Annotated in this window: 24 protein-coding genes and 1 pseudogene; 20 read left to right on the forward strand and 5 right to left on the reverse strand. The window is 73.5% G+C overall.

The window, feature by feature from the left end:
- Positions 1-14: 14 nt before the first annotated feature.
- From kynU to CO540_RS25895, 15 genes are all read left to right on the forward strand, one after another.
- Positions 15-1,292, forward strand: coding sequence for a kynureninase (kynU, locus tag CO540_RS25825; RefSeq protein WP_099164943.1), 1,278 nt, complete (start codon positions 15-17; stop codon positions 1,290-1,292).
- Positions 1,289-2,620, forward strand: a complete 1,332-nt coding sequence (locus tag CO540_RS25830; protein ID WP_099163967.1) for an NAD(P)/FAD-dependent oxidoreductase — start codon at positions 1,289-1,291, stop codon at positions 2,618-2,620. Before kynU ends, CO540_RS25830 begins: the two co-directional genes overlap by 4 nt.
- A gap of 20 nt (positions 2,621-2,640) precedes the next feature.
- Positions 2,641-4,122, forward strand: a complete 1,482-nt coding sequence (locus tag CO540_RS25835) for a 2-hydroxymuconic semialdehyde dehydrogenase (protein ID WP_091577061.1) — start codon at positions 2,641-2,643, stop codon at positions 4,120-4,122.
- Positions 4,123-4,166: 44 nt separating this feature from the next.
- Positions 4,167-4,961: a 2-keto-4-pentenoate hydratase gene (locus tag CO540_RS25840; RefSeq protein ID WP_099163968.1), complete on the forward strand. Its 795-nt coding sequence runs from the start codon at positions 4,167-4,169 to the stop codon at positions 4,959-4,961.
- Entirely contained in the window at positions 4,958-5,896 is a 939-nt protein-coding gene (locus tag CO540_RS25845) for an acetaldehyde dehydrogenase (acetylating) (protein WP_099163969.1), read from the forward strand. Before CO540_RS25840 ends, CO540_RS25845 begins: the two co-directional genes overlap by 4 nt.
- Positions 5,893-6,948 carry a 4-hydroxy-2-oxovalerate aldolase gene (dmpG, locus tag CO540_RS25850; protein WP_099163970.1) on the forward strand — a complete coding sequence of 352 codons (1,056 nt, stop codon included), beginning with the start codon at positions 5,893-5,895 and terminating at the stop codon, positions 6,946-6,948. The genes CO540_RS25845 and dmpG overlap by 4 nt, the downstream gene beginning before the upstream one ends.
- A gap of 58 nt (positions 6,949-7,006) precedes the next feature.
- Positions 7,007-7,780 (forward strand): 2-keto-4-pentenoate hydratase, encoded by a 774-nt coding sequence (locus CO540_RS25855; RefSeq protein WP_099163971.1) that lies wholly within the window; start codon positions 7,007-7,009, stop codon positions 7,778-7,780.
- The gene (locus CO540_RS25860; protein ID WP_099163972.1) at positions 7,777-8,202 is read left to right on the forward strand and encodes a RidA family protein; all 426 of its coding nucleotides are present in this window, start codon (positions 7,777-7,779) and stop codon (positions 8,200-8,202) included. Before CO540_RS25855 ends, CO540_RS25860 begins: the two co-directional genes overlap by 4 nt.
- Entirely contained in the window at positions 8,195-8,719 is a 525-nt protein-coding gene (locus CO540_RS25865) for a 3-hydroxyanthranilate 3,4-dioxygenase (protein WP_091571745.1), read from the forward strand. Before CO540_RS25860 ends, CO540_RS25865 begins: the two co-directional genes overlap by 8 nt.
- Positions 8,719-9,729 carry an amidohydrolase family protein gene (locus CO540_RS25870; RefSeq protein ID WP_099163973.1) on the forward strand — a complete coding sequence of 337 codons (1,011 nt, stop codon included), beginning with the start codon at positions 8,719-8,721 and terminating at the stop codon, positions 9,727-9,729. The genes CO540_RS25865 and CO540_RS25870 overlap by 1 nt, the downstream gene beginning before the upstream one ends.
- A 28-nt stretch (positions 9,730-9,757) precedes the next feature.
- Positions 9,758-9,976, forward strand: coding sequence for a type II toxin-antitoxin system VapB family antitoxin (locus CO540_RS25875; RefSeq protein WP_091571753.1), 219 nt, complete (start codon positions 9,758-9,760; stop codon positions 9,974-9,976).
- Complete coding sequence (locus tag CO540_RS25880) at positions 9,973-10,401, forward strand: PIN domain-containing protein (protein ID WP_099163974.1); 429 nt, start codon at positions 9,973-9,975, stop codon at positions 10,399-10,401. Before CO540_RS25875 ends, CO540_RS25880 begins: the two co-directional genes overlap by 4 nt.
- 141 nt (positions 10,402-10,542) lie before the next feature.
- Positions 10,543-12,003 (forward strand): amidase, encoded by a 1,461-nt coding sequence (locus CO540_RS25885; protein ID WP_099163975.1) that lies wholly within the window; start codon positions 10,543-10,545, stop codon positions 12,001-12,003.
- Between the two features lie 74 nt (positions 12,004-12,077).
- Positions 12,078-12,362: a hypothetical protein gene (locus tag CO540_RS25890; RefSeq protein WP_091571767.1), complete on the forward strand. Its 285-nt coding sequence runs from the start codon at positions 12,078-12,080 to the stop codon at positions 12,360-12,362.
- Positions 12,349-12,762, forward strand: a complete 414-nt coding sequence (locus tag CO540_RS25895; protein ID WP_099163976.1) for a DUF5130 family protein — start codon at positions 12,349-12,351, stop codon at positions 12,760-12,762. The genes CO540_RS25890 and CO540_RS25895 overlap by 14 nt, the downstream gene beginning before the upstream one ends.
- Before the next feature lie 64 nt (positions 12,763-12,826).
- On the opposite strand, the gene CO540_RS25900 is transcribed toward CO540_RS25895, so the two are convergent.
- Positions 12,827-13,390, reverse strand: coding sequence for a Uma2 family endonuclease (locus tag CO540_RS25900; RefSeq protein ID WP_253866190.1), 564 nt, complete (start codon positions 13,388-13,390; stop codon positions 12,827-12,829).
- 85 nt (positions 13,391-13,475) lie between these two features.
- Entirely contained in the window at positions 13,476-16,022 is a 2,547-nt protein-coding gene (gene pepN, locus CO540_RS25905) for an aminopeptidase N (protein ID WP_172967938.1), read from the reverse strand.
- 229 nt (positions 16,023-16,251) lie between these two features.
- Here pepN and CO540_RS25910 point away from each other — a divergent pair, with 229 nt between their 5' ends.
- From CO540_RS25910 to CO540_RS25925, 4 genes and pseudogenes are all read left to right on the forward strand, one after another.
- On the forward strand, positions 16,252-16,875 hold the full coding sequence (locus CO540_RS25910; RefSeq protein WP_091571778.1) for a disulfide bond formation protein DsbA: 624 nt from the start codon (positions 16,252-16,254) through the stop codon (positions 16,873-16,875).
- 202 nt (positions 16,876-17,077) lie between these two features.
- Entirely contained in the window at positions 17,078-17,404 is a 327-nt protein-coding gene (locus CO540_RS25915) for a hypothetical protein (RefSeq protein ID WP_253866192.1), read from the forward strand.
- Positions 17,405-17,532: 128 nt separating this feature from the next.
- A pseudogene (locus CO540_RS25920) lies at positions 17,533-18,731 on the forward strand (DUF1015 family protein).
- Positions 18,732-18,803: 72 nt separating this feature from the next.
- Positions 18,804-19,274, forward strand: coding sequence for a ribose-5-phosphate isomerase (locus CO540_RS25925; protein ID WP_091571788.1), 471 nt, complete (start codon positions 18,804-18,806; stop codon positions 19,272-19,274).
- 34 nt (positions 19,275-19,308) lie between these two features.
- Here CO540_RS25925 and CO540_RS25930 read toward each other — a convergent pair whose 3' ends face one another.
- Together CO540_RS25930 and CO540_RS25935 are read right to left on the reverse strand one after the other, a co-directional pair.
- Positions 19,309-19,797: a hypothetical protein gene (locus CO540_RS25930; protein WP_099163980.1), complete on the reverse strand. Its 489-nt coding sequence runs from the start codon at positions 19,795-19,797 to the stop codon at positions 19,309-19,311.
- A gap of 27 nt (positions 19,798-19,824) precedes the next feature.
- Positions 19,825-21,045: a GNAT family N-acetyltransferase gene (locus CO540_RS25935; RefSeq protein WP_172967939.1), complete on the reverse strand. Its 1,221-nt coding sequence runs from the start codon at positions 21,043-21,045 to the stop codon at positions 19,825-19,827.
- A gap of 99 nt (positions 21,046-21,144) precedes the next feature.
- Here CO540_RS25935 and CO540_RS25940 point away from each other — a divergent pair, with 99 nt between their 5' ends.
- Positions 21,145-21,669: a hypothetical protein gene (locus CO540_RS25940; RefSeq protein WP_099163982.1), complete on the forward strand. Its 525-nt coding sequence runs from the start codon at positions 21,145-21,147 to the stop codon at positions 21,667-21,669.
- A gap of 49 nt (positions 21,670-21,718) precedes the next feature.
- On the opposite strand, the gene CO540_RS25945 is transcribed toward CO540_RS25940, so the two are convergent.
- Complete coding sequence (locus tag CO540_RS25945) at positions 21,719-22,210, reverse strand: hypothetical protein (protein ID WP_253866194.1); 492 nt, start codon at positions 22,208-22,210, stop codon at positions 21,719-21,721.
- Between the last annotated feature and the right edge of the window lie 113 nt (positions 22,211-22,323).

The raw sequence follows: 22,323 nt of genomic DNA on the forward strand, positions 1-22,323 counted from the left end.
CCGGAGAGAACAGCATGCACACCCCCGAGAGCGAAGCCCACCGGCGGGACGCCGCCGATCCCGGCCACCGCCACCTGTTCCACGTGCCGCCGGCCGAGGGCGGGCGCCATCCCGACGTGGCGTACCTGGCCGGCAACTCGCTGGGCCTGCAACCCCGGGCCACCCGGGACGAACTCGTCGCCGACCTGGACGCCTGGCGCCGGCTCGGCGTGGAGGGGCACCTGGAGGCGGAGCGGGCCTGGCTGCCGTACCACGAGCTGTTGACCGCGCCGGCCGCGCGCCTGGTCGGCGCGCTGCCCACCGAGACCGTGGTGATGAACTCCCTCACGGTCAACCTGCACCTGCTGATGGTCAGCTTCTACCGCCCGGCGGGGGAGCGGACGACGATCGTCATCGAGGACAGCGCGTTCCCGTCGGACAGCTACGCGGTGCGCAGCCAGGCCCGCTTCCACGGCCTCGACCCGGACGCCACGGTGGTGCGGCTCAAGCCCCGCCCCGGCAGCGACACGCTGGGCACGCAGGACGTCCTGGACTACCTGGCCCGCGAGGGGCACACGGTCGCGTTGCTGCTGCTCGGCGGCGTCAACTACCTGACCGGCGAGCTGATGGACATTCCGGCGATCACCGCCGCCGGCCGGGCCGCCGGGGCGGTCGTCGGCTGGGACCTGGCGCACGCCGCCGGCAACGTGCCGCTGGCGCTGCACGACTGGGACGTCGACTTCGCCGCCTGGTGCTCCTACAAGTACCTGAACTCCGGCCCGGGCGCCCTGGGCGGCGTCTTCGTCCACGAGCGACACCACGGCGACCCCTCGCTGCCGAGGTTCGAGGGCTGGTGGAGCACCGAGGCGGCCACCCGGTTCGAGATGACACCGGTGTCCCGGCCGCCGGCCACCGTCGAGGCGTGGCAGATCTCCAACCCGCCGATCTTCGCGATGGGCCCGGTGCGCACCTCGCTGGAGCTGTTCGACTCCGTCGGCATGCCCGCGCTGCGTGAGCGCAGCCTGCGGCTCACCGGCTGGCTGGAGGAACTGCTCGACGAGGTGACGCCGGGTCGCCCGCTGACCGTGGTCACCCCGCGCGATCCGGCCCGCCGCGGGTGCCAGCTCTCCGTCCGCATCGGTACGGGCAGCGCGAACGAGCTGACCAAGCGGCTGCGACACGAGCACGGCGTGATCGCCGACGCCCGGGAGCCGGACATCGTCCGGTTCGCCCCGGTGCCCCTCTACTCGACGTACCACGACTGCTGGCGCGTCGCCGACGCGCTCGCCGCGACTGTGGAGGCCGCCTCATGAGCAGGGAGCGCGACGAGGTCGCGGTGGTCGGCGCCGGACTGGCCGGCTGCCTGCTGGCCTGCTTCCTGGCCCGGCGCGGCTACCCGGTGGCCCTCTACGAGCGGCGGCCGGACCCGCGGACCGGCACCGTCGAGCGGGGCCGCTCGATCAACCTGGCGCTCTCCGAGCGCGGGCTGGACGCGTTGCGCCGCATCGGCCTGGACGAGCAGGTGATGGCGGACGCGCTGCCGATGCGCGGCCGGATGATCCACCCGGTCGAGGGCGAGTCGCAGTTCCAGTCGTACAGCGTCTCCGGGGACCGGGCGATCAACTCGATCAGCCGGGGCGCGCTGAACAACGCGCTGCTCGACGCCGCGACCGCGCTGCCGGGCGTGCGGGTCGCGTTCGACCACCGGCTGGTCGGCCTCGACCCGGTCGGCGGCGAGATGACGTTCGAGACCCCGCAGGGCAAGGTCACCGCCACCGCGTCGGTCGTCCTCGGCGCCGACGGCGCCGGATCCGCGGTGCGCGGGCAACTGCTCGCGTACGGGGGCCTGACCGAGAGCCTGGACTTCCTCGACTACGGCTACAAGGAGCTGACCATCCCGCCGATCGGCGGGGAGTTCGCGCTCGACCCGGGTGCGCTGCACATCTGGCCGCGCGGCACCTCCATGATGATCGCGCTGCCGAACCCGGACCGCTCCTTCACCTGCACGCTGTTCTGGCCCACGCACGGCACCCGCAGCTTCGCGTCGCTGAGCAGTCCCGCCGCGATCGAGCGGTTCTTCGCCGATCACTACCCGGACCTGGTCCCGCTCGCCCCGAACCTGGTCGACGACTACCAGCACAACCCGGTCGGGGTCCTCGGCACGGTGCGCTGCACGCCGTGGCAGGTGGCCGGCCGGGTCGGCCTGCTCGGCGACGCCGCGCACGCCATCGTGCCGTTCTACGGCCAGGGCGCGAACTGCGCCTTCGAGGACGTCGTCGAGCTGGACCGCTGCCTCGACGAGTGCGACGACGAGTGGGCCGCCGCGCTGCCGCTGTTCCAGCACCGCCGGCAGGACGACGCGGAGGCGATCGCCCGGATGGCGTTGGCCAACTTCGTGGAGATGCGGGACAAGGTCGCCTCGCCGGTGTTCCGGACCCGCAAGAAGGTCGAGCACGCGCTGGAGCGCGCGCTGCCCGGCCGCTACGTCTCCCAGTACGAGCTGGTCTCCTTCTCCACCACCCCGTACGCGCAGGTGCGCCGCCGGGTGCGCCGGCAGTACGCGGTGGTCGGCGCGGTCGCTGCCGGCGCGGCGGCGCTGCTGGCCGCCGGTGTCGGCGCGGCGCTGGGGCGGCGGCGATGACGCTCTGGGACCCCCGGCTGATGGCCGGGCACGCGCCGGACGGCCCCGGCCTGCTGCGCAACTTCGTCGGCGGCGCGTTCGTCGACGCCGGGACCCGGTTCACCAAGCGCAGCCCGGTCACCGGCGAGCCGGTGTTCGAGGTCGTCGAGGCATCCTCGTCGGTGGTCGACGACGCCGTGGCCGCCGGCCGGGCGGCGCTGCGCGGCCCGTGGGGCCGGATGGGGGAGCGGGAACGCGCCGAGGTGCTGCGCCGGGTCGCCGACGAGCTGGAACGGCGCTTCGACGACCTGGTCGCGGCCGAGGTGGCGGACACCGGCAAGTCCATCTCGCAGGCCCGCACGCTGGACATTCCGCGCGGCGCGGCCAACTTCCGCGCGTTCGCCGAGATCGTGGCGACCGCGCCGACCGAGTCGTTCACCACCGTCACCCCGACCGGCGGCCGGGCGCTCAACTACGCGGTCCGCAAGCCGGTCGGCGTGGTCGCGGTGATCGTGCCGTGGAACCTGCCGCTGCTGCTGCTCACCTGGAAGGTCGCCCCGGCGCTCGCCTGCGGCAACGCCGTGGTGGTCAAGCCCAGCGAGGAGACCCCGGCCTCGGCCACGCTGCTGGCCGAGGTGATGGCCGCGGCCGGCGTGCCCGACGGCGTGTTCAACCTGGTGCACGGCTTCGGGCCCGGCTCGGCCGGCGAGCACCTGACCCGGCACCCCGGCGTGGACGCGATCACGTTCACCGGCGAGTCGGCCACCGGCAGCGCGATCATGCGGGCCGCGGCCGACGGGGTGAAGGCGGTCAGCTTCGAGCTGGGCGGCAAGAACGCCGGCCTGGTCTTCGCCGACGCCGACCTGGACGCGGCGGTGGCCGGCTCGGTCCGCTCCAGCTTCACCAACGGCGGCCAGGTCTGCCTCTGCACCGAACGGATCTACGTGCAGCGGCCGGTGTTCGAGGAGTTCACCGCGCGGCTGGCGAAGCGCGCCGACGAGCTGGCGTACGGCTGGCCGGCCGACGAGGCGACGGTGAACATGCCGCTGATCTCGCACGGCCACCGGGACAAGGTGCTCGGCCACTACGCGCTGGCCCGCACCGAGGGCGCCGAGGTCCGCGCCGGCGGTGGCACGCCGCGCTTCGGCGACGCCCGCGACGGCGGGGCGTACGTGCAGCCGACGGTGCTCACCGGCCTCGGGCCGGACGCCCGCACCAACCAGGAGGAGGTCTTCGGTCCGCTGGTGCACGTCGCGCCGTTCGACGACGAGGACGAGGCGTACGCGCTGGCCAACGGCACCGAGTACGGCCTGGCGGCGACCGTCTGGACGCGGGACGTGGGCCGGGCGCACCGGGCCGGGTCCCGGCTGGACGCCGGCATCGTCTGGGTCAACACCTGGTTCCTGCGCGACCTGCGCACGCCGTTCGGCGGGGTGAAGGCGTCCGGCGTGGGCCGGGAGGGCGGCGTGCACTCGCTCGACTTCTACTCCGAGCTGACCAACGTCTGCGTGGACCTCTCATGAGTGAGAATGGCCGGCGTCCCGAGGACAGTGAGCGAGGAGCCGACATGACAGTGGACATCGAGGCCGCCAACCGGGAACTCGCGGTGGCCCGGCAGGAGGGGAAACCCTGCCCGCCGCTGCGCGGCCGGCTGCTGCCCGAGGGCGACGTCGAGGCCGCGTACCAGGCGCAGCAGGTCTACACCCGGCAGCGTCTGGGCAAGGGGCACCGCCGGGTCGGCGCGAAGATCGGCCTGACGTCGCGGACCGTGCAGGAGAGCTTCGGCGTCTTCCAGCCCGACTTCGGGGTGCTCTTCGACGACATGGCCGTCGGCGACGGCGTCGAGGTGCCGATCGGCCGGCTGCTCCAGCCCCGGGTGGAGGCGGAGATCGCCTTCGTGCTCGGCGCCGACCTGCCGGACGAGCGGGTCACCACAGTCGACCTGATCCGGGCCGTGGACCACGTGCTGCCGGCCGTCGAGATCGTCGACTCGCGCATCGCCGACTGGGACATCTCCATCGTGGACACGGTGGCGGACAACGCCTCCAGCGGGCTGTTCGTGCTCGGCACCGCGCCCCGCCGGCTCGCCGACGTGGACCTGCGGCTGTGCGGCATGGTGCTGGAGCACGCCGGGGAGCCGGTCTCGGTCGGCGCCGGCGCGGCCTGCCTCGGCAACCCGCTGCACGCGCTGCAGTGGCTGGCCGGCACCATGGCCCGCGCCGGTGACCCGCTGAAGGCCGGGGACGTGGTGCTCTCCGGCGCGCTCGGCCCGATGGTGCCGGTCACCCCCGGCGCCGCGTACGAGGCGCGCATCTCCGGGCTCGGCTCGGTGCGTACCTGCTTCTCCCGGGAGGTTTCGTGACCACGACAGGTGTGGCGGTGCTCGGGTCGGGCAACATCGGCACCGACCTGATGATCAAGGTGCTGCGGCTCAGTGAGAGCCTGCGCATGGTGGCGATGGCCGGCATCGACCCGGCCTCCGACGGCCTGGCCCGGGCCCGCCGGCTCGGCGTGACCACCACCGCCGAGGGCGTCGACGGCCTCGTCGCGCTGCCCGAGTTCGCCGACGTCCAGCTCGTCTTCGACGCCACCTCGGCCGGCGCGCACAAGCGTCACGACGAGGTGCTGCGCGCACACGGCCGGACGGTCGTCGACCTGACGCCGGCGGCGATCGGCCCGTACGTGGTGCCGCCGGTGAACCTCGACGAGCACCTGCGCGAGCCGAACGTCAACATGGTCACCTGCGGCGGCCAGGCCACCGTGCCGATCGTGCACGCGGTCGGCCGGGTCACCCCGGTCGCGTACGGGGAGATCGTCGCCTCGATCGCCTCGAAGTCCGCCGGCCCGGGTACCCGGGCCAACATCGACGAGTTCACCGAGACCACCGCCCGGGCCATCGAGGTGGTCGGCGGCGCCGAGCGCGGCAAGGCCATCATCGTGCTGAACCCGGCCGACCCGCCGCTGCTCATGCGCGACACGGTCTACTGCCTCTGCCCGGACGCCGACGCCGACCGGGCGGCGATCGCCGCCTCGGTGGCCGACATGGTGGCGACCGTGCAGGAGTACGTGCCCGGCTACCGGCTCAAGCAGGACGTGCAGTTCGACCCGGTGGACACGTACGCGCCGGTGCTGGGCCGGCACGTCACCGGCCTCCAGGTGTCGGTGTTCCTGGAGGTGTCCGGCGCCGGGCACTACCTGCCCGCGTACGCCGGGAACCTGGACATCATGACGTCGGCCGCGCTGCGTACCGCGGAGCGGCTGGTGGCGCTGCGCGCGACGGAGGTGAGCGTCCGATGACCGACCTCTACATCCAGGACGTGACGCTGCGCGACGGCATGCACGCCATCGGGCACCGCTACACCGTCGACCAGGTGCGGACCATCGCCGCGGCGCTCGACGCCGCCGGGGTGGCCGCGATCGAGGTGGCGCACGGCGACGGCCTGGCCGGCTCCAGCGTCAACTACGGGCACGGCGCCGCCGCCGACGCGGACTGGATCGCCGCCGCCGCGGAGGTGCTGACGAACGCGCGGCTCACCACGCTGCTGCTGCCGGGCATCGGCACCATCGCCGACCTGAAGGCGGCCAAGGCGCTCGGCGTGACCAGCGTCCGGATCGCCACGCACTGCACCGAGGCGGACATCTCCGCCCAGCACATCGCGTGGGCCCGGGAGAACGACATGGACGTCTCCGGGTTCCTCATGATGTCGCACCTCAACGACCCGGCCGGGCTGGCCGCGCAGGCCAAGCTGATGGAGTCGTACGGCGCGCACTGCGTCTACGTCACCGACTCCGGCGGGCGGCTGCTGATGTCGGACGTGGCGCAGCGCGTCGACGCGTACCGGCAGGTGCTGGAACCCGAGACGCAGATCGGCATCCATGCCCACCACAACCTGTCGCTGGGCGTGGCGAACAGCGTGCTGGCGGTCGAGCACGGCCGGATCCTCGGCGACGGCCCGCTCGGGTCGCCGGCCGGGCGGACCGTCCGGGTGGACGCGTCGCTGGCCGGCATGGGCGCCGGCGCCGGCAACGCGCCGCTGGAGGTCTTCGTGGCGGTCGCCGAGCTGCACGGCTGGAAGCACGGCTGCGACGTGTTCGCGCTGATGGACGCCGCCGACGACCTGGTCCGCCCGTTGCAGGACCGGCCGGTCCAGGTCGACCGGGAGACGCTCTCCCTCGGGTACGCGGGCGTCTACTCCAGCTTCCTGCGGCACGCCGAGCGGGCCTCGGCCAAGTACGGCGTGGACGTCCGCTCGATCCTGGTCGAGCTGGGCCGCCGCCGGATGGTCGGCGGCCAGGAGGACATGATCGTGGACGTGGCACTCGACCTGGCCGGCAAGGAGACCCGGTGAGCGCGAGGAGTGAGCCGGGTTTGCGAGCCCCGCAGTCGCGAACGAAAGGTGGCGCAGCATGATCGGGCCGGACATCGCCGGCATCGCGGAGAAGCTGGGCGCGGCGGCCGACGACGCCACCGCGGTCCCGCAGCTGGCCGCCGAGACCGGCCTCGACGTCGACGCGGCGTACGCGGTGCAGACCGCGCTGGTGCAGCGCCGCCTCGACCGGGGTGAGCGGCTGGTCGGCCTCAAGATGGGGCTGACCAGCAAGGCGAAGATGGCGCAGGTCGGCGTGGACGAGGTGATCTGGGGCCGGCTGACCGACGTGATGCGGGTGCCCGACGGCGGCGGCGTCGACGTGGGCGACTTCATCCACCCCCGGGTCGAGCCGGAGGTGGCGTTCCTGCTGGACCGGCTGCCCGACCCGGGCGAACCGGTCGGCTCGTTCACCCGGGCGGTGCGCGCGGTCGCCCCGGCGATCGAGCTGATCGACTCCCGGTACGCGAACTTCACCTTCTCGCTGCCGGACGTGATCGCCGACAACACCTCGGCCGCCGCGTTCGTGGTCGGTCCCTGGTCGCCGGTGCCGGACGGGCTGGACAACCTCGGCGTGCTGCTGGAGATCGACGGGCGGGTGGCGCAGGTCGGCTCGACCGCCGCCATCCTCGGCGACCCGCGCCGGGCGCTGGACGAGGGCCTGCGGCTGGCCGGCCGGCACGGCGTACGGCTGCGCAAGGGCTGGGTGTTCCTGGCCGGCGCGGCCACCGCCGCGGTGCCGTTGCGCCCGGGCGCGCACGTCCGCGCCACCGTGGAGAAGCTCGGTTCCGCCTCCCTCAAGGCGCTCCCGTGACCGCCCGCGTGGTGGCCGGCAAGGCCGTGCCGCGGGGTGCGTTCCCGCACGTCAAGGTGGCCGGCGGGTTCGTCTACGTCTCCGGTACGTCGTCGCGCCGGCCGGACAACACGTTCGCCGGGGTGTCGGTGGACGAGTTCGGCACCACCGACCTGGACATCCGGGAGCAGACCCGGGCCGTGGTCGGGAACATCCGTGACCTGCTCCGCTCGGTCGGCGCCGACCTGGCCGACCTGGTGCAGGTCACCAGCTACCTGGTCAACATGAACGACTTCGGTGGCTACAACGAGGTGTGGGCGGAGTTCTTCGACGCCACCGGGCCGACCCGGACCACGGTGGCCGTGCACCAGCTTCCGCACCCGCACCTGCTGATCGAGATGCAGGCCGTCGCCCTACTTCCGTCGGGAGGTCCCCATGAGTGAGATCGCCGAGCCGTTCAGCTTCTCCGGCTGGATCGGGGAGAACCAGCACCTGCTCAAGCCCCCGGTGGGCAACAAGGAGATGCTGCCCGGCAGCGACGACTTCATCGTCATGGTGGTGGGTGGCCCGAACCAGCGCACCGACTTCCACGTCGACCCGTACGAGGAGTTCTTCTACCAGGTCAAGGGCAACATGCACATCAACCTGATGCTGCCCGAGGGCCCGCGTACGGTGCACGTGCGCGAGGGTCAGATGTGGATGCTCCCGCGTAACACCCCGCACTCGCCGCAGCGCCCCGAGGCCGGTTCGATCGGCATGGTGATCGAGCGGGTCCGCGAGGAGGGCACGCTGGAGAAGTTCCAATGGTACTGCGCCGAGTGCCACCACAAGGTGCACGAGGTCGAGTTGCAGGTGCGCGACATCGCCGCCGACCTGCCCCCGGTCTTCGCCGCGTTCTACGCCGACGAGAAGGCCCGCACCTGCGACAACTGCGGCGCGCTGCACCCGGGCAAGGGCTGATGCCGGTGCCGGTGGTGGACGTGCACACGCACGTCGTACCGAAGGGGTGGCCGGACCTCGCCGCGGCGTGCGGCGGGTCCGGCTGGCCCTGGCTGCGGGTGGACTCCGAGCGCGCGGCCATGATCATGGTGGGGGAGACGGAGTTCCGGCCGGTCGGCGCGCCGTGCTGGGACGCACCCACCCGGCTGGCCGACATGACCGCCGACGGCGTCGACGTGCAGGTCGTCTCGCCCACCCCGGTCTTCTTCAGCTACGACCGCCCGGCCGACCAGGCGGTCAAGGTGGCCCGGATCTTCAACGACCTCACCCTGGAGGTCACCGCCGCCGACGGCGACCGGCTGGTGCCGTTCTGCCAGGTGCCGTTGCAGGACCCGGACGCCGCCTGTGCCGAGCTGGACCGCTGCCTGGCGGCCGGGCACGCCGGCGTGGAGATCGGCAACCACGTCGGCGACCGGGACCTCGACGACGCCGGCATCGTGGCGTTCCTGACCCACTGCGCCGAGGTCGGGGCGCCGGTCTTCGTGCACCCGTGGGACATGCCCGGAGGGCCCCGGCTGGACCGGTGGATGGCCCGCTGGCTGACCGGGATGCCGGCGGAGACGCACCTGTCGGTGCTGGCGCTGATCCTCGGCGGGGTGTTCGACCGGGTGCCGGAGACGCTGCGGATCTGCTTCGCGCACGGCGGCGGCAGCTTCCCGTTCTGGCTGGGGCGCGCCGACAACGCCTGGCACCGCCGTGGTGACCTGGTACGCGGGGCGTCCACCGCGCCGCCCAGCTCCTACGTCGACCGGTTCAGCGTCGACTCGGTGGTGTTCGACCCGGCCGCGCTGCGGCTGCTGGTGGACACCATGGGCGCCGACCGGGTGCTGCTCGGCAGCGACTACCCGTACCCGCTGGGGGAGCGGCCGGTCGGGCAGGTGGTGCACCGGTCCGACTTCCTCACCGACGACCAGCGGGCCGCGCTGCTCGGCGGCAACGCCCTGCGCTTCCTCGGCCGAACCGATATATAAATAGCTTAGAAGAGTATATAGTCGCTCCGTGAAGACTGTCATCGACCTTGACGACGAACTGCTCGAACGCGCCCGGCGTGAACTCGGCACAAAGAGCAAGAAGGACACGATCCACGCGGCGTTGCGGCTGGTCGCCGAGCGCAGCGAGCGGATGGAGGCGATCCGGGAACTCCTGTCGGTCGATCGCGACTGGACCGGCATCGTCGGCGACGACAAGGTGCCCGCCAGCGAGAAGGACGCGGCGTGAGCGTCGCGGGCGGGCTCTATCTCATCGACACCTCGGCGTGGGCTCGACTCCGACTGCCCGTCGTGGCCAAGCGGGTGAGCGCCATCCTGGAGGAGGGCTTGGCCGCGACATGTCTGCCACTCGATCTCGAGGACGGTCGCAGCGCGCGGGACTTCCGGGACGCGATGACCATCCGCGCCCGTCGCGCTCAGGTCATGGTCGACCTGCCGGTGACCGAGGCCGTCTCCACCCGTGCCCGGGACCTGCAACTCGCGCTCACCGCGCGGGGCCATCACCGGGCGGCGAGCCCGGTTGACCTCACGGTGGCGGCGGTCGCGGCGGAATACTCCGCGACCGTCCTCCACTGTGACCGGGACTTCGACCTGCTGGCGGACGTCGGTGGCCCTCGATCGGAGTGGGTGGCCCCGCCCGGGACCCTGTCCTGACCGCGCTCGGCCGCTGACCCGGCGGCCTCGGGGGCGTCTGTCAGGACGGGTCGGTGCGAAGGCGCAGGGTGCGCGGCTCGGTCGGGGTCACCTCGGTCGTGTCGTCCGGCCGTCCGACCGCGCACCGGGCAGGATGGCGGAATGGCCGAGCCGCACGACCTGACCGCGCTGGAGCAGGCCGCCGCGATCCGGCGGGGTGAGCTGTCCAGCCTGGAACTGGTCGACCACCACCTGCGCCGGGTCGACGCGCTCGCCGACACCGTCGGCGCGTTCGTCACGGTCACCGCAGAGCGGGCCCGCGCGGCGGCCCGGGCCGCCGACGCCGCCCCCGCCGACGCGCGCGGGCCGCTGCACGGGGTGCCGACCGCGATCAAGGACCTCACGTTGAGCGCCGGGGTGCGGACCACCTTCGGCTCCGCCGCCTTCGCCGAGTTCGTCCCGCCGGTCGATGCCGACGTGGTCCGCTTCCTGACCGCCGCCGGGCTGGTCAGCCTCGGCAAGACCACCACCTCCGAGCTGGGCTGCTCGCTCTACTCCGAGGGGCGGGTGGCGCCGCCGGCCCGCAACCCGTGGGACCTGGCGTACACGGCGGGCGGGTCCAGCGGCGGCGCGGCCGCCGCGGTCGCCGCCGGGCTGGCGCCGGTGGCGCAGGGCTCCGACGGCGGCGGCTCGCTGCGCATCCCGGCCGCGCTCTGCGGCCTGGTCGGCTACAAGCCGAGCCGCGGCCTGGTCTCCGGCGGTCCGCTCGGCTTCGGCGCGTTCGGGCTGCCCACCAACGGCCCGCTCGGGCGCACCGTCACCGACGTGGCGGCGCTGCTCGACGTGCTGGCGCAACCGGTGCCCGGGGAGCCCTACCTCCCACCGGCCGCCCCGGCGGGCGGCTACCTCGGCGTCGCCCGCACCGTCCCCGGCCGGCTGCGGATCGGTCGCTTCACCACGCCGATGCTCGCCGACGAGCCGGTCCACCCCGACTGCGTCGCCGCCGTCGACCGGGCCGCCGCGCTGCTCACCGAGGCCGGCCACGAGGTGGTCGAGGTCCCCGCGCCGCTCGGCCCGGAGGCCTGGCCGATGTTCGAAACCGTCTGGTACGCGCTGGCGCTCGCCCCGGTGCCCGCCGACCGCGAAGACGACCTGCTGCCGCTGACCCGGTTCCTGCGCGAGCGGGGCGAGGCGCTCGGCGCCGCCCGGCTGATGGCCGCGCTCGGCGAACTCCAGGCCCAGGTGCGCCGCGGGGTGCGCCGCACCGCCGGCTGCGACCTGCTGCTCTGCCCCACGCTGGCGGCTCCGCAGGCGCCGGTCGGCGCGTTCGCCGCGCTCGACCCGGCCGAGGATTTCGACCGGCAGCGACGCTTCTCGCCGTACTGCGCCGTCTTCAACGTCACCGGCGACCCGTCCGTTTCGCTGCCGGTCGGCCGGACCGCCGAGGGCCTGCCGGTCGGGGTGCTGCTCACCGGCCGGTACGGCGACGACGCGACATTGATCGCCACTGCCGCGCAACTGGAGCACTGCTGTGGCGGATGGGATCAGCACCCCGCAATCTGGCGGGCCGCCGACTCCGCTAACGTGAACATCACAAGCGAGGTCGGGCGCGGCCCGTCGTGACCGTCCACCCGACCCGGAACATTCCTGGTCTCTCTTTCCGCCTGGGGGCGTTGGGATTGTCTGTTACCGAGACGTTGGTGGTCTTCGTCGGCATCCCGCTCGCCGCGGTGCTGGTGATCGCCGGGCTGGCGGCCGTCGGCAACCGTGGCAGCGGTGGCGGCGCCAAGCGCTACCGGCCGGGCCGGCCCTTCGACTTCACTCCGGTCTGGTTCCTGGGCCGTCCGGAGCAGCTGGCCGACTCGGCCGGCACGGCGCTGACCGCCGGGGCGCAGGCCCCGGCGCTGACCAGCCGCAAGCAGGAGCAGGCCGGCCGGGAGGCGCCGGCCGGTGGAACCGGAGGCGCAAGTGACCGTTGGTGAAGCGCGGCCCATGACCGGGACGGGCACCCCGCCCGACGTGCTGGACGGGCCGTTCTCGACCCGGCAGCTGCTCCGCATCGACGAGGCGCTCCGCCTGGCCGACCAGGGCACCGGCCTGGTCTTCTCGGTCTACGTGGGCGGCCTCGACGAGCCGATCCGGGAGCACGCCGAGCGGCTGCACCGGCAGCTCGCCGAGCCGGACAAGTCGGTGCTGATCGCCGTGTCGCCCAACCAGCGGCAGCTGGAGATCGTCACCGGCAAGTACGCGCGCAAGCGCATCCCGGACACGTACGCCAAGCTGGCCGCGCTCTCCATGGTGGCCGCCTTCGGCGGCGGCGACCTGGCCGGCGGCGTCATCCAGGGCCTCGACCAGCTCGCCAGCCACGCCGGCAAGGGCTGAGCGCCCGCCCACCCGCACGACGAAGCCCGGCCCGCGTACGCGTGGGCCGGGCTTTCTCGTGGTCTCAGCGCGGCCAGGCGGAAGGGTCGAGCCGCATCGGCCACGGCTCGTCGACCTGCACCGGATCGTCGGGGCCAACCGTGCCGAGCGATTCGTAGTGCACGCCCTTGGTCAGCTGGTAGCGGTAGATCACCGGCCCGAACTCGCCCCGCTCCACCCGCCAGTAGTGCGGGATGCCGGCCTCGGCGTAGACGGAGGGCTTGGTGAAACGGTCGTGCCGCCGGCTGCTCGGCGACTCCACCTCCACCACCAGCACCACGTCCGCCGCGTGCAGCCACAGGCCGTCGCGGGGGGCGTCCGGCTTGACCACGCTGATGTCGGGAGTGAGATTGCTGCCGGGCGCGCGCAGGCCGGCTTCCCGGATGACCCGCCATCCGGCAGGCGCGGCGAGGCGGAGGGCCATGCGCAGATCGTCCGCCAACTCCTGGTGGGCGAACCCCGGGGGTGGGGTCACGTGCAGGCTCCCGTCGATGATCTCGTAGCGGTTTCCGTCCTCGGGCAGGTCGAAGAGATCCTGCTCCCGCCAGTCGCGCTCGGGTGGCCGCCACTCGTAGATCGGCTGTGCCATCACGTCCACCTCCTCCGTACACGATAAACGGCCGGGGTCGGCGCGGGCTCCCGCCCACGCCGGCCCCGGCCGTCGTGCTCCCTGCTCAGGCGCTGCGGGCGTCCCGCTCCCGGGCCTTCAGCGCGCGGACCACGCCGTCGCGTCCCTCGGCCACCAGGCGGCGCAGCGACCCCGGCTGGCCGTCCCGGGCCAGCCAGGCGTCGGTCGCCGCGACCGTGTCCTCGTCGACCAGGTAGGCCGGGTAGGCGAGCTGCACGAACTCCTGCGCCGGCTCGCTGTCCCGCTGCGCCCACACCTGGTCGACGGTGGCGAAGTAGCGCTCCCGGTAGGGCGCGGTCAGCTCGACCTGCGCCGGGTGGGTGAAGCCCTGCAGCAGCGCCCGGTTGCGCCAGTTGGGCAGCGCGTCCGGGCCGGTGAGCTGCGCCCAGACCGCGGCCTTGTTCGCCTCGGTCGGCACCAGCGCGTACGCGTAGGCGGCCTCCCGCTCGCCGCTGGCCGTGCGGTCGCCCGCCAGCTCGGCGTCCACCTCGGCCGGACCCGCCGCACCGTTGGCGACGAGCGCCTGCAGCACGGCCCAGCGCAGCTCGGTGTCGACGGTCAGCCCGTCCGGCACGCCGTTGCCGTCCAGCCAGCCGCGCAGCGTCGCCAGGTCTTCGCTGGAGCGGGCCGCGGAGGCGTACGCCCGGGCCCAGGCGAGCTGGAAGCCGCTGCCCGGCTCGGCCGCGGCGAGCGCGGTCCGCGCGGTGCGGGCCAGGTCCGCCCAGCCGGTCGGCGCCCACGCCGGGTCGGCGTAGAAGGTGAGCGCCGTGGTGGCCTGCCGCAGCGTGGCGGTCACCAGGTTGATGTCGGTCTCGGCGGTCAGCCCGGCCAGCACCAGCGCCACGTAGTCGCGGGCGGACAGCTCGGCGTCGCGGGTCATGTCCCAGGCGGCCGTCCAGCACAGCGCCCGGGCCAGCGACGAGTCGAAACCGGAGATGTGCTGTACCACCGTCGACATGGACCGCTCGTCCAGGCGCAGCTTGGTGTAGGTGAGGTCCTCGTCGTTGAGCAGCAGCACGTCCGCGGCGGGCTTGCCGTGCAGCGCGGACAGCTCGGTCACCTCACCGGTCACGTCCGTCTCGACCAGCTCGCGGCGGACCAGGCGGCCGTCGGTCAGGTCGTAGAGACCCACCCCGATCCGGTGGGTACGCAGCGTCGGGTACCCGGCCGGCGCCTCCTGTCGGACCAGCACCCGCTCGTACGCACCGTCGGCGCCGATCGTCACCTCCGGGCGCAGCGTGTTGACCTGCGCCGTCTCCAGCCACTGGGCGGCGAACTTGCGCAGCTCCCGGCCGGAGGCCGCCTCCAGCTCGGAGAGCAGGTCGTCGAAGGTGGCGTTGCCCCAGGCGTGCTTGCCGAAGTAGGCGCGCAGGCCGGCCAGGAACGGCTCCTCACCCACGTACGCGACGAGCTGCTTGAGCACGCTGGCGCCCTTGGCGTACGTGATGCCGTCGAAGTTGACCTCGACGGCCTCCAGGTCCGGCATCTCGCAGTAGACCGGGTGGGTGGAGGAGAGCTGGTCCTGCCGGTAGCCCCAGTTCTTGCGGATGGACAGGAACGTCGTCCAGGCGTCGGTGAATCGGGTGGCGTTGGTGTTGCACCAGTGGCTGGCCCACTCGGCGAACGACTCGTTCAGCCACAGGTCGTTCCACCAGCGCATGGTGACCAGGTCGCCGAACCACATGTGCGCCAGCTCGTGCAGGACCGTGTTGGCGCGCTGCTCGTACTCGAAGTCGGTGACCTGGGAGCGGAAGATGTAGTGCGACTCGGCGTGCGTGACGCAGCCGAAGTTCTCCATCGCGCCGGCGTTGAAGTCGGGCACCCAGAGCTGGTCGTACTTGGGCAGCGGGTAGCGGACGCCGAACTTCTCCTGGAAGAAGTCGAAACCCTGCGTGGTGATCAGGTGCAGGTCGTCGGCGTCCAGGTGCGGCGCCATGCTGGCCCGGCAGAAGTAGCCCATGTCGATGCCGTCGTGGGTGTGGCGCACCTCGTGGTACGGCCCGGCGCAGAGCGCGGTGATGTAGGTGCTCATCCGCTCCGACCCGGTGAAGTGCACGGTCTTCAGGCCCTCACCGGCGGCCTCCTCGCGCTCCACCGGCATGTTCGACACGACCCGCCAGTGGTCCGGGACGGTGGCGTGCCAGGTGTAGACGCTCTTCAGGTCGGGCTGGTCGAAGCAGGCGTAGACCTTCTGCGCGTCGGCGGTCTCGAACTGGCTGTAGAGGTAGGTCTCGCCGTCCACCGGGTCGACCGTGCGGTGCAGACCCTGCCCGCTGTTCGAGTAGCCGAAGTCGGCGTCCACCACGAGCACGTTCTCGGCGGCCAGGCCGGTCAGCGTGAGGCCCTTCTCGGCGGACCAGTCGGACAGGTCGACCGGATCGCCGTTGAGCGTGGCCGAGCGCACCGACTCGGCGGCCGTCTCGATGAAGGTGGTCGCGCCCGGCTCGGTGCAGCGGAACCGGACCTCGGTCACCGAGCGGAACGTGCGGCCGGTGGGCTGCACGGCGGTCGACAGGTCAAGGCTGATGTCGTACCCGGTCACCTCGAGCAGGCGGGCCCGCTCGGTCGCCTCGACCTGGGTCAGGTTGCGCACTCCCGGCACTGTTCGTCTCCATCCCACTCGTCTCGCCGCGCCCCGCGGCACCGGCCTCGCCCCGGTCCGCTCGTGGCGGCCGGCCGAAACCGAGTCTTCCATGCACACACCGCTTTCGGTGGCCGAGGTCACGCTCTCATTCCGGTACCGGTCGATGCGGCGCGGGGTGAGGATCGGAGGTGAAGGCGCCGGGCTCCCGGCGCGGGGAAAGTCGTGAAGGGATGACACCGTGACCGAACGTGTCACCGCGGACATGTGGTTCGACCCGCTGTGCCCGTGGGCGTGGATCACCTCCCGCTGGCTGCTGGAGGTCGAGCAGGTCCGGGACGTGGACATCCGGTTCCACGTGATGAGCCTGGCCGTGCTCAACGAGGGCCGGGACCTGCCCGAGGAGTACCAGGACCTGATGCGCAAGGGCTGGGGTCCGGTGCGGGTGTGCATCGCCGTCGAGCAGGCCCACGGGGCCGAGGCGCTGGCGAAGCTCTACACCGCCATGGGCACCCGGATCCACCTCGGCAAGGAGGAGTTGGGTCGGGACATGCTGGTGGGCGCGCTCACCGACGTCGGCCTGGACCCGGCGCTCGCCGACGCCGCCGAGTCGACGCAGTACGACGACGCGCTGCGGGCCAGCCACGAGGCGGGCATGCGGCCGGTCGGCACCGAGGTGGGCACCCCGGTGGTCCACGCCCCGGGGCCGGACGGCCGGCAGGTGGCGTTCTTCGGTCCGGTGATCACGCCGGCGCCGAAGGGGGAGGCGGCCGGCCGCCTCTGGGACGGCGTGCTGCTGGTCTCCGCGACGCCGGGCTTCTACGAGCTCAAGCGCACCCGCACCCAGGGCCCCATCTTCGACTGAGGGGTAAGGAAGGGCCCCCTCTTAACGCCTCTGGTAGAGGCGGGGCCCCTTATTAACAACCCGCGCCGCAGCGCGCCGAGCCCCGCGCCGCCCGTCACCGGGTCGGCGCGGGGCTCGTTTCACCGGGTGTCCCAGCCGGCGGCCCGAACGAGGCCGCACCACGGCAGCTCCTGGAGGCGTTCCCATGGGTAAGCACCGCCGCATGTCCGACGACGCGCCGCAGCCGGCGACCGAGGACTCCGGTGCGACGTACTGGTCCGTGGCCGAGGGCGACTGGCCGGCCGGCCCGGCCGACCTGGCCGATTTGCTGGCCCCGCCGATCGTGGTCGGCGTGGCCCGGGTGGTGGCCACCTCGCGGATGACCCCGCCCGAGGCCGACCGCCCCGGCCGTGCCCCGGCCCGGTCCGGCGCCGCCGGCCTCCCGGCCACCGCGGGGGCGACGACGGTACGCCTCAACGCCGGCTCCCGTCCGGCTGCGCCGACCCGCCGTCCCGCGACGCCCGGCCGGCACCGCAACCCCACCGCCTGACCCCGACCGCTGTTAACAAGGGGCCCCTCCTCTACCGCAGGCGTTAACAGGGGGCCCTTCCTTTCACCTGGTGGAAGGGAGCGAGTCCGGCGGCGGCGGCGGAGCGGGCCCGGGTAGCGTCAGCGGGCATGACGGTCGTGCATCCGATCGCCCGGGCCTGGATCACCACTGGCGGCACCGGCGCGCAGAACTACGACGAGTTCGCCGACGACGCGGAGATCACCGCCATCGTCGAGGCGAACCCGCACAGTGCCCTGGGCATCGAGATGCCCCACCGGGCGCCGGGCAGCCTGGGGAAGTCCTTCCTCGACGCGCTGCCGGACGCGGTGGCCCGCCTCGGCGAGGCCAAGGCGGACGGCAGTTACACCCCGGCCGAGCAGGTCGTGGTGCTCTACCGGATCAGCGCGCCCGGTGAGGAGAGCGCGTACGGGCTGTGGGCGATGGTCGACACCGACCAGATCTCCACCCGGGCCGACGAGCCGGGTCTGGTGATCCGCAACGAGGACGTGTTCATCGCCAAGGTGCGCGAGCGCGTCGCGTTGGCCGAGGCGCTCGGTCACCTGCTCTCACCCGTACTCCTGCTCCAGACCGGGCGGGGCGACGAGCTGCACGCCGCGCTCGCGGCGGCGACCGAGACGGCCGGCGCGCCCGCCGCGACCGACGTCGACCAGTCCGGCCGCACCCACGCCATCTGGCTGGTCGGCCCCGGCCGGACGCAGGACGAGCTGACCGCCCTGGCCGGCGGCGGCGAGCTGGTGGTGGCGGACGGCAACCACCGCAGCCTGGCCGCGCAGACCGGCGGTTTCCCGCGCTTCCTGGCGGTGGTCACCACGCCCGCGTCGGTCGCCATCCAGCCCTACAACCGGCTGGTCAGCGAGCTGACCACAACCCCGGAGGAGCTGCTCGACCGGCTCCGCGCCGCCGGCGCGGAGGTCACCCCGGCGGACGGCCCCCCGGCGTCCCGGCCACCGGCGGCGCCGTGCACCTGCACCTCGCCGGCCGGGGGTACGCGGTGACGCTGCCGCACGTCGGCGCCGGCCGGCTGGAGAACCTCGACCACGCGCTGGTCGAGCGGCTGCTGCTGCGCGACGCGCTCGGTCTCGACCCGGGCGACAAGCGGATCACGTACGTGGGCGGCGACTACCCGGCGAGCTGGCTGACCGGCGAGGTCGACGCCGGCCGTGCCGAGCTGGCCGTGCTGGTGGCGCCGGTGACCGTGGACGACTTCGTCGCGGTCAACCTGGCCCGGGAGAAGATGCCGCGCAAGAGCACCTGGTTCACCCCGAAGGCGCGGGCCGGCCTGGTGGTGGCCGAGCTGCCGCACTGACCGTGTGACGAATCCGCCTCGCAGCCGCCGCCCGCGCGCCGGCTGCGAGGCGGGCCTGTCAGACTGCGCGGTATGCGCGTCTACCTGGGATCCGACCACGCCGGCTTCGAGTTGAAGGTGCACCTGGCCAACCACCTGGCCAAGCAGGGCTACGAGGTGGTGGACGTCGGTCCGCACGCCTTCGACCCGGACGACGACTACCCGGCGTTCTGCCTGCACACCGGTGACCGGGTGGTCGGCGACCCGGGCAGCCTGGGCGTGGTGATCGGCGGCTCGGGCAACGGCGAGCAGATCGCCGCGAACAAGGTGGCCGGCGTCCGGGCGGCGCTCGCCTGGAACGTGGACACCGCCCAGCTCTCGCGGGAGCACAACGACGCCAACATCGTCGCGATCGGCGCCCGGCAGCACACGCTGGACGAGGCCACCGCCCTGGTCGAGGCGTTCCTGACCACGCCGTTCTCCGGCAACCCCCGGCACAGCCGGCGGATCGCCCAGGTGGCCGACTACGAGCAGAGCCGCCGGCTGCCCGAGCTGCCCGCCTGATCCGCGTCCGGCCGCACCCGCCCGGGTGCGGCCGTCAGCGTCCGCCGCGCGGCAGCTCCTCGCGGGGCACCCAGTTGCGGCGGACCAGCACCATCCGTTCCTCGGCCTCGGCGAGGTCGTCGTCGGTGGGGCGGGCGGCGTCCCGGGCCCGCATCGCCGCGGTCACGCTCACCTGCGACGACCCCGAACCGACCAGACCGCGCAGCCCGCGCTCGCCTTCGTCTGCGGTGGGGCCGGCGCGCCGGCCCCGTGGTTCCGACTCCGGCTCGGCACGTCGGGTGCCGCGCGGCGACCGCGAGCCGCCGTCGGAGGTCCCGTGCTCGGCCCGCCGGGGGCCGTGCGGTGGGCGGGGCGCGACGTCGTCGTGCACCCCGGACGTGCTCGCGCTCGTCTCCACGGCCGCGCCCGCCGCCCCGGCCGTGTCGGCGCCCGTCTCGCGGGTCGGGTGCGCGCCCGCCGCGCCGGTGTCGACCGCCTCGGCCTGATGCCGCAGTCGCCGTCGCCGTCGCTCCGCCTCACCCATTCCCCGACCGTACCGCCCCGGGACCCGTCAGAAGTTCTCCATCGGGGCGGGGGCGCGGTGCCAGGTGAAGGCCGGCGAGACGGTACGGAGGGTGTGCGGGACCAGTTCGCGGACGCGGCCGGTGCCGGCCAGCGCGGCCGGGGTGGTGCCGCCCAGGTACAGCTCGCCGAGCGCGCGCACGTCGCAGGCCAGCCCCGCCGGTGCGGTGGTGGCGGCGCACTCCGCCCCGCCCGGCCCGCCGACGAGCCGCCACCGGCCGGTGTTCTCCGGCAGCAGCTCGTCGGTGACCTCGATCACCACGTCCACGTCGGTGGCCCAGCGGCGGGCGGCGAGCGCGGCCGGCACGTCCACCACCCGCACCCAGAGCCCGTCGACGAGCTGCGGGGCGAGCTGACGCGGCTCGTCGACCAGGCGCAGCAGCGGCTCGTCGACGGCCGCGATCGGGAACGACAACCGCCGGGTCAGGTCGACCGAGAGCAGCAGCCGCCACAGCGCCAGGTACGCCTCCGGCGTGACCGCGACGACCTCGTCGACCCGTACCTCGCCGCGGGGGACCTCGCCGACCCACTCCTCCTTCGTCCGGTAGAGCGCGTACCCGTCGAGCCCCTCCGGTCCGTCGTGCCGCAGCACCCGCCGCTCGGTCGCGCCCTGCCGCCGGCTCGTCACGTCCGCCAGCACGTACGTCCACCAGCGCTCGTCGCGTCGGGACCAGCCGGGCCGGTCGGCGCGCGCCCGCTCGTACAGTCGGGCCAACTCGTCGCGGTGCGCGACCGGGCGGTCCAGGCGCAGCGTGCCCTCGGCGGCCGTCGGGGCGGGCAGTCGCAGCCCGGTGGTGTCGGCGCTCAGGATCAGCCGTTGCGCGGCCGAGCCGTAGCCGAACCGGGGGTAGATCCGTCCCTCGCTGGCCCAGAGCACCGCGACCGGCTCGTGCCGGGCGTCGCGGACCTCGCGCAGCTGCCGGCGCATGAGCCCGCTGAGCAGACCCCGCCGGCGGTGCGTGGGGGCGACCGCGACCATGGTGACGTGTGCCGCCGGCACGGTCGCCCCGGGTACGGTCAGGTCGCGGCTGAACGCGGCGGCGTGCGCCACCGCCGTGCCGGCGTCGCGGACCAGGAGCGAGCGTTCCGGCTCGAAGATCGGGCGCTCGACCGCCTGGAGCTCGGGGTTGAGGTCGCCGTGGAAGGCCAGCGCGAGGAGCGCGGCGATCTCGTCGAAGTCGTCGGCCCGGGGCACCACCGCGTCGGTCATCGCCCGTGTGTACCCCATCACCGTGGGGGTCGGCACCCTATTTGCCGGGTGGCTACCCTCGGAACCGTGGCCGACGTCGGTCGAGGGGGAGGACGGAAGATGGCGGACCAGACACAGCCGTGGGCGGAGCGCACCGTGGAGGTGCCGCCCCAGCCGGTGCCCGAGCAGCGGGACGCGTTCCGGCGCGGGGTGGCGGCGGTCGGCCGACCGCGTACACCCCGCACCGAGCAGTTCCCGACCGTCGAGCACGCCGACTGGTCCGGCGAGCCGGCGCCGCGCCGGTCGATGAGCTGGCACCTCACCCAGGCCCGCCGGGGAGGTGAGTGGAGCGCCGCCGGCGCCCTGTTCGCGTTCGTCTGCTGGGGCATCTGGGCGATCTCCGGTCGGGGCAACCTGATCGCTCCGCTGCTCACGTTCGTCCTCAGCCTGCTCACCGCGGTCGGCCTGTTCGCGCTTTCCCGGCTGCTCGGCCGGTTGATTCTGGAGCGGCAGCTCGGCCGGGTGCGCCGCGGCGCCCGCGGCGCCCACCTGATCACCGCGCTGTTCCTGGTCGGGGTCGGGGTGGCCTACCTCCAGCAGACCGAGTGGGTGGTCTCCGCCTGGAACTGGGTCACCGGCAACTGATCACCGCAGGACGCGCGGGCGGCAGCCCGCCCGCGCGTCCCGGCGTCGCTCAGAAGACGGTGGTGACGCCGACCGCCTTGCAGGCGGCGTTGAAGTCCTCGCCGGCCTTGGCCATGGTCGGGTTGTCGGCGGCGGTGACCGGGTCGGGGGCCGCCGCGGCCTTGGTGACCTCCACGCTGAACTGCCGCAGGGCGGTGGCCGCCGGGCCGTCGCCGGCGGTCGCGAACAGTGCGCTGACCTTTCCGCCCAGCTCCTTGAGGATCTTCGCGAGCTGGGCGTTCGTGTCGCCGCTGGACTGCATGGCCGCGACGAGCTTCGCCTTCATCTCGTCGTTGATCTTCTTGGCGGAGGTGCAGAGGTCCTTCTCGCCGACGGTGGCCGCGGCGGCCGCCGAGGTCGGGGCGGTGGAGGGGGTCGACGAGGCGGGCGTCGGCGCGGCGGAAGTGGCGGCGGAGTCGGCCCGGGTGGAGCTGTCCTCGCCGCCGCAGGCGCTCAGCGCCGTGACCGCGACGCAGGCCAGCACGACAGGGAAAATGCGCATCGATTTCACGTGGGCGCACGCTAGTCGACGGAACCCTCTTGATCAAAAAATCCGGCGGCACGCGGGCGGACGGCGTGTCACCGTCCGCCCGCGGGGTCGCGGTACGCCGCGAC

Source organism: Micromonospora sp. WMMA2032, assembly GCF_002688545.1.
GTDB lineage: Bacteria > Actinomycetota > Actinomycetes > Mycobacteriales > Micromonosporaceae > Micromonospora > Micromonospora sediminicola.

What these genes read in the sequence shown, in the direction of transcription:
- kynU (WP_099164943.1), top strand. Translation starts at nt 15, where the DNA reads ATGCACACCCCCGAGAGCGAAGCCCACCGGCGGGACGCCGCCGATCCC.
- CO540_RS25830 (WP_099163967.1), top strand. Translation starts at nt 1,289, where the DNA reads ATGAGCAGGGAGCGCGACGAGGTCGCGGTGGTCGGCGCCGGACTGGCC.
- CO540_RS25835 (WP_091577061.1), top strand. Translation starts at nt 2,641, where the DNA reads ATGGCCGGGCACGCGCCGGACGGCCCCGGCCTGCTGCGCAACTTCGTC.
- CO540_RS25840 (WP_099163968.1), top strand. Translation starts at nt 4,167, where the DNA reads ATGACAGTGGACATCGAGGCCGCCAACCGGGAACTCGCGGTGGCCCGG.
- dmpG (WP_099163970.1), top strand. Translation starts at nt 5,893, where the DNA reads ATGACCGACCTCTACATCCAGGACGTGACGCTGCGCGACGGCATGCAC.
- CO540_RS25855 (WP_099163971.1), top strand. Translation starts at nt 7,007, where the DNA reads ATGATCGGGCCGGACATCGCCGGCATCGCGGAGAAGCTGGGCGCGGCG.
- CO540_RS25865 (WP_091571745.1), top strand. Translation starts at nt 8,195, where the DNA reads ATGAGTGAGATCGCCGAGCCGTTCAGCTTCTCCGGCTGGATCGGGGAG.
- CO540_RS25870 (WP_099163973.1), top strand. Translation starts at nt 8,719, where the DNA reads ATGCCGGTGCCGGTGGTGGACGTGCACACGCACGTCGTACCGAAGGGG.
- CO540_RS25885 (WP_099163975.1), top strand. Translation starts at nt 10,543, where the DNA reads ATGGCCGAGCCGCACGACCTGACCGCGCTGGAGCAGGCCGCCGCGATC.
- CO540_RS25900 (WP_253866190.1), bottom strand. Translation starts at nt 13,390, where the DNA reads ATGGCACAGCCGATCTACGAGTGGCGGCCACCCGAGCGCGACTGGCGG.
- CO540_RS25915 (WP_253866192.1), top strand. Translation starts at nt 17,078, where the DNA reads ATGTCCGACGACGCGCCGCAGCCGGCGACCGAGGACTCCGGTGCGACG.
- CO540_RS25925 (WP_091571788.1), top strand. Translation starts at nt 18,804, where the DNA reads ATGCGCGTCTACCTGGGATCCGACCACGCCGGCTTCGAGTTGAAGGTG.
- CO540_RS25930 (WP_099163980.1), bottom strand. Translation starts at nt 19,797, where the DNA reads ATGGGTGAGGCGGAGCGACGGCGACGGCGACTGCGGCATCAGGCCGAG.
- CO540_RS25935 (WP_172967939.1), bottom strand. Translation starts at nt 21,045, where the DNA reads ATGACCGACGCGGTGGTGCCCCGGGCCGACGACTTCGACGAGATCGCC.
- CO540_RS25940 (WP_099163982.1), top strand. Translation starts at nt 21,145, where the DNA reads ATGGCGGACCAGACACAGCCGTGGGCGGAGCGCACCGTGGAGGTGCCG.
- CO540_RS25945 (WP_253866194.1), bottom strand. Translation starts at nt 22,210, where the DNA reads ATGCGCATTTTCCCTGTCGTGCTGGCCTGCGTCGCGGTCACGGCGCTG.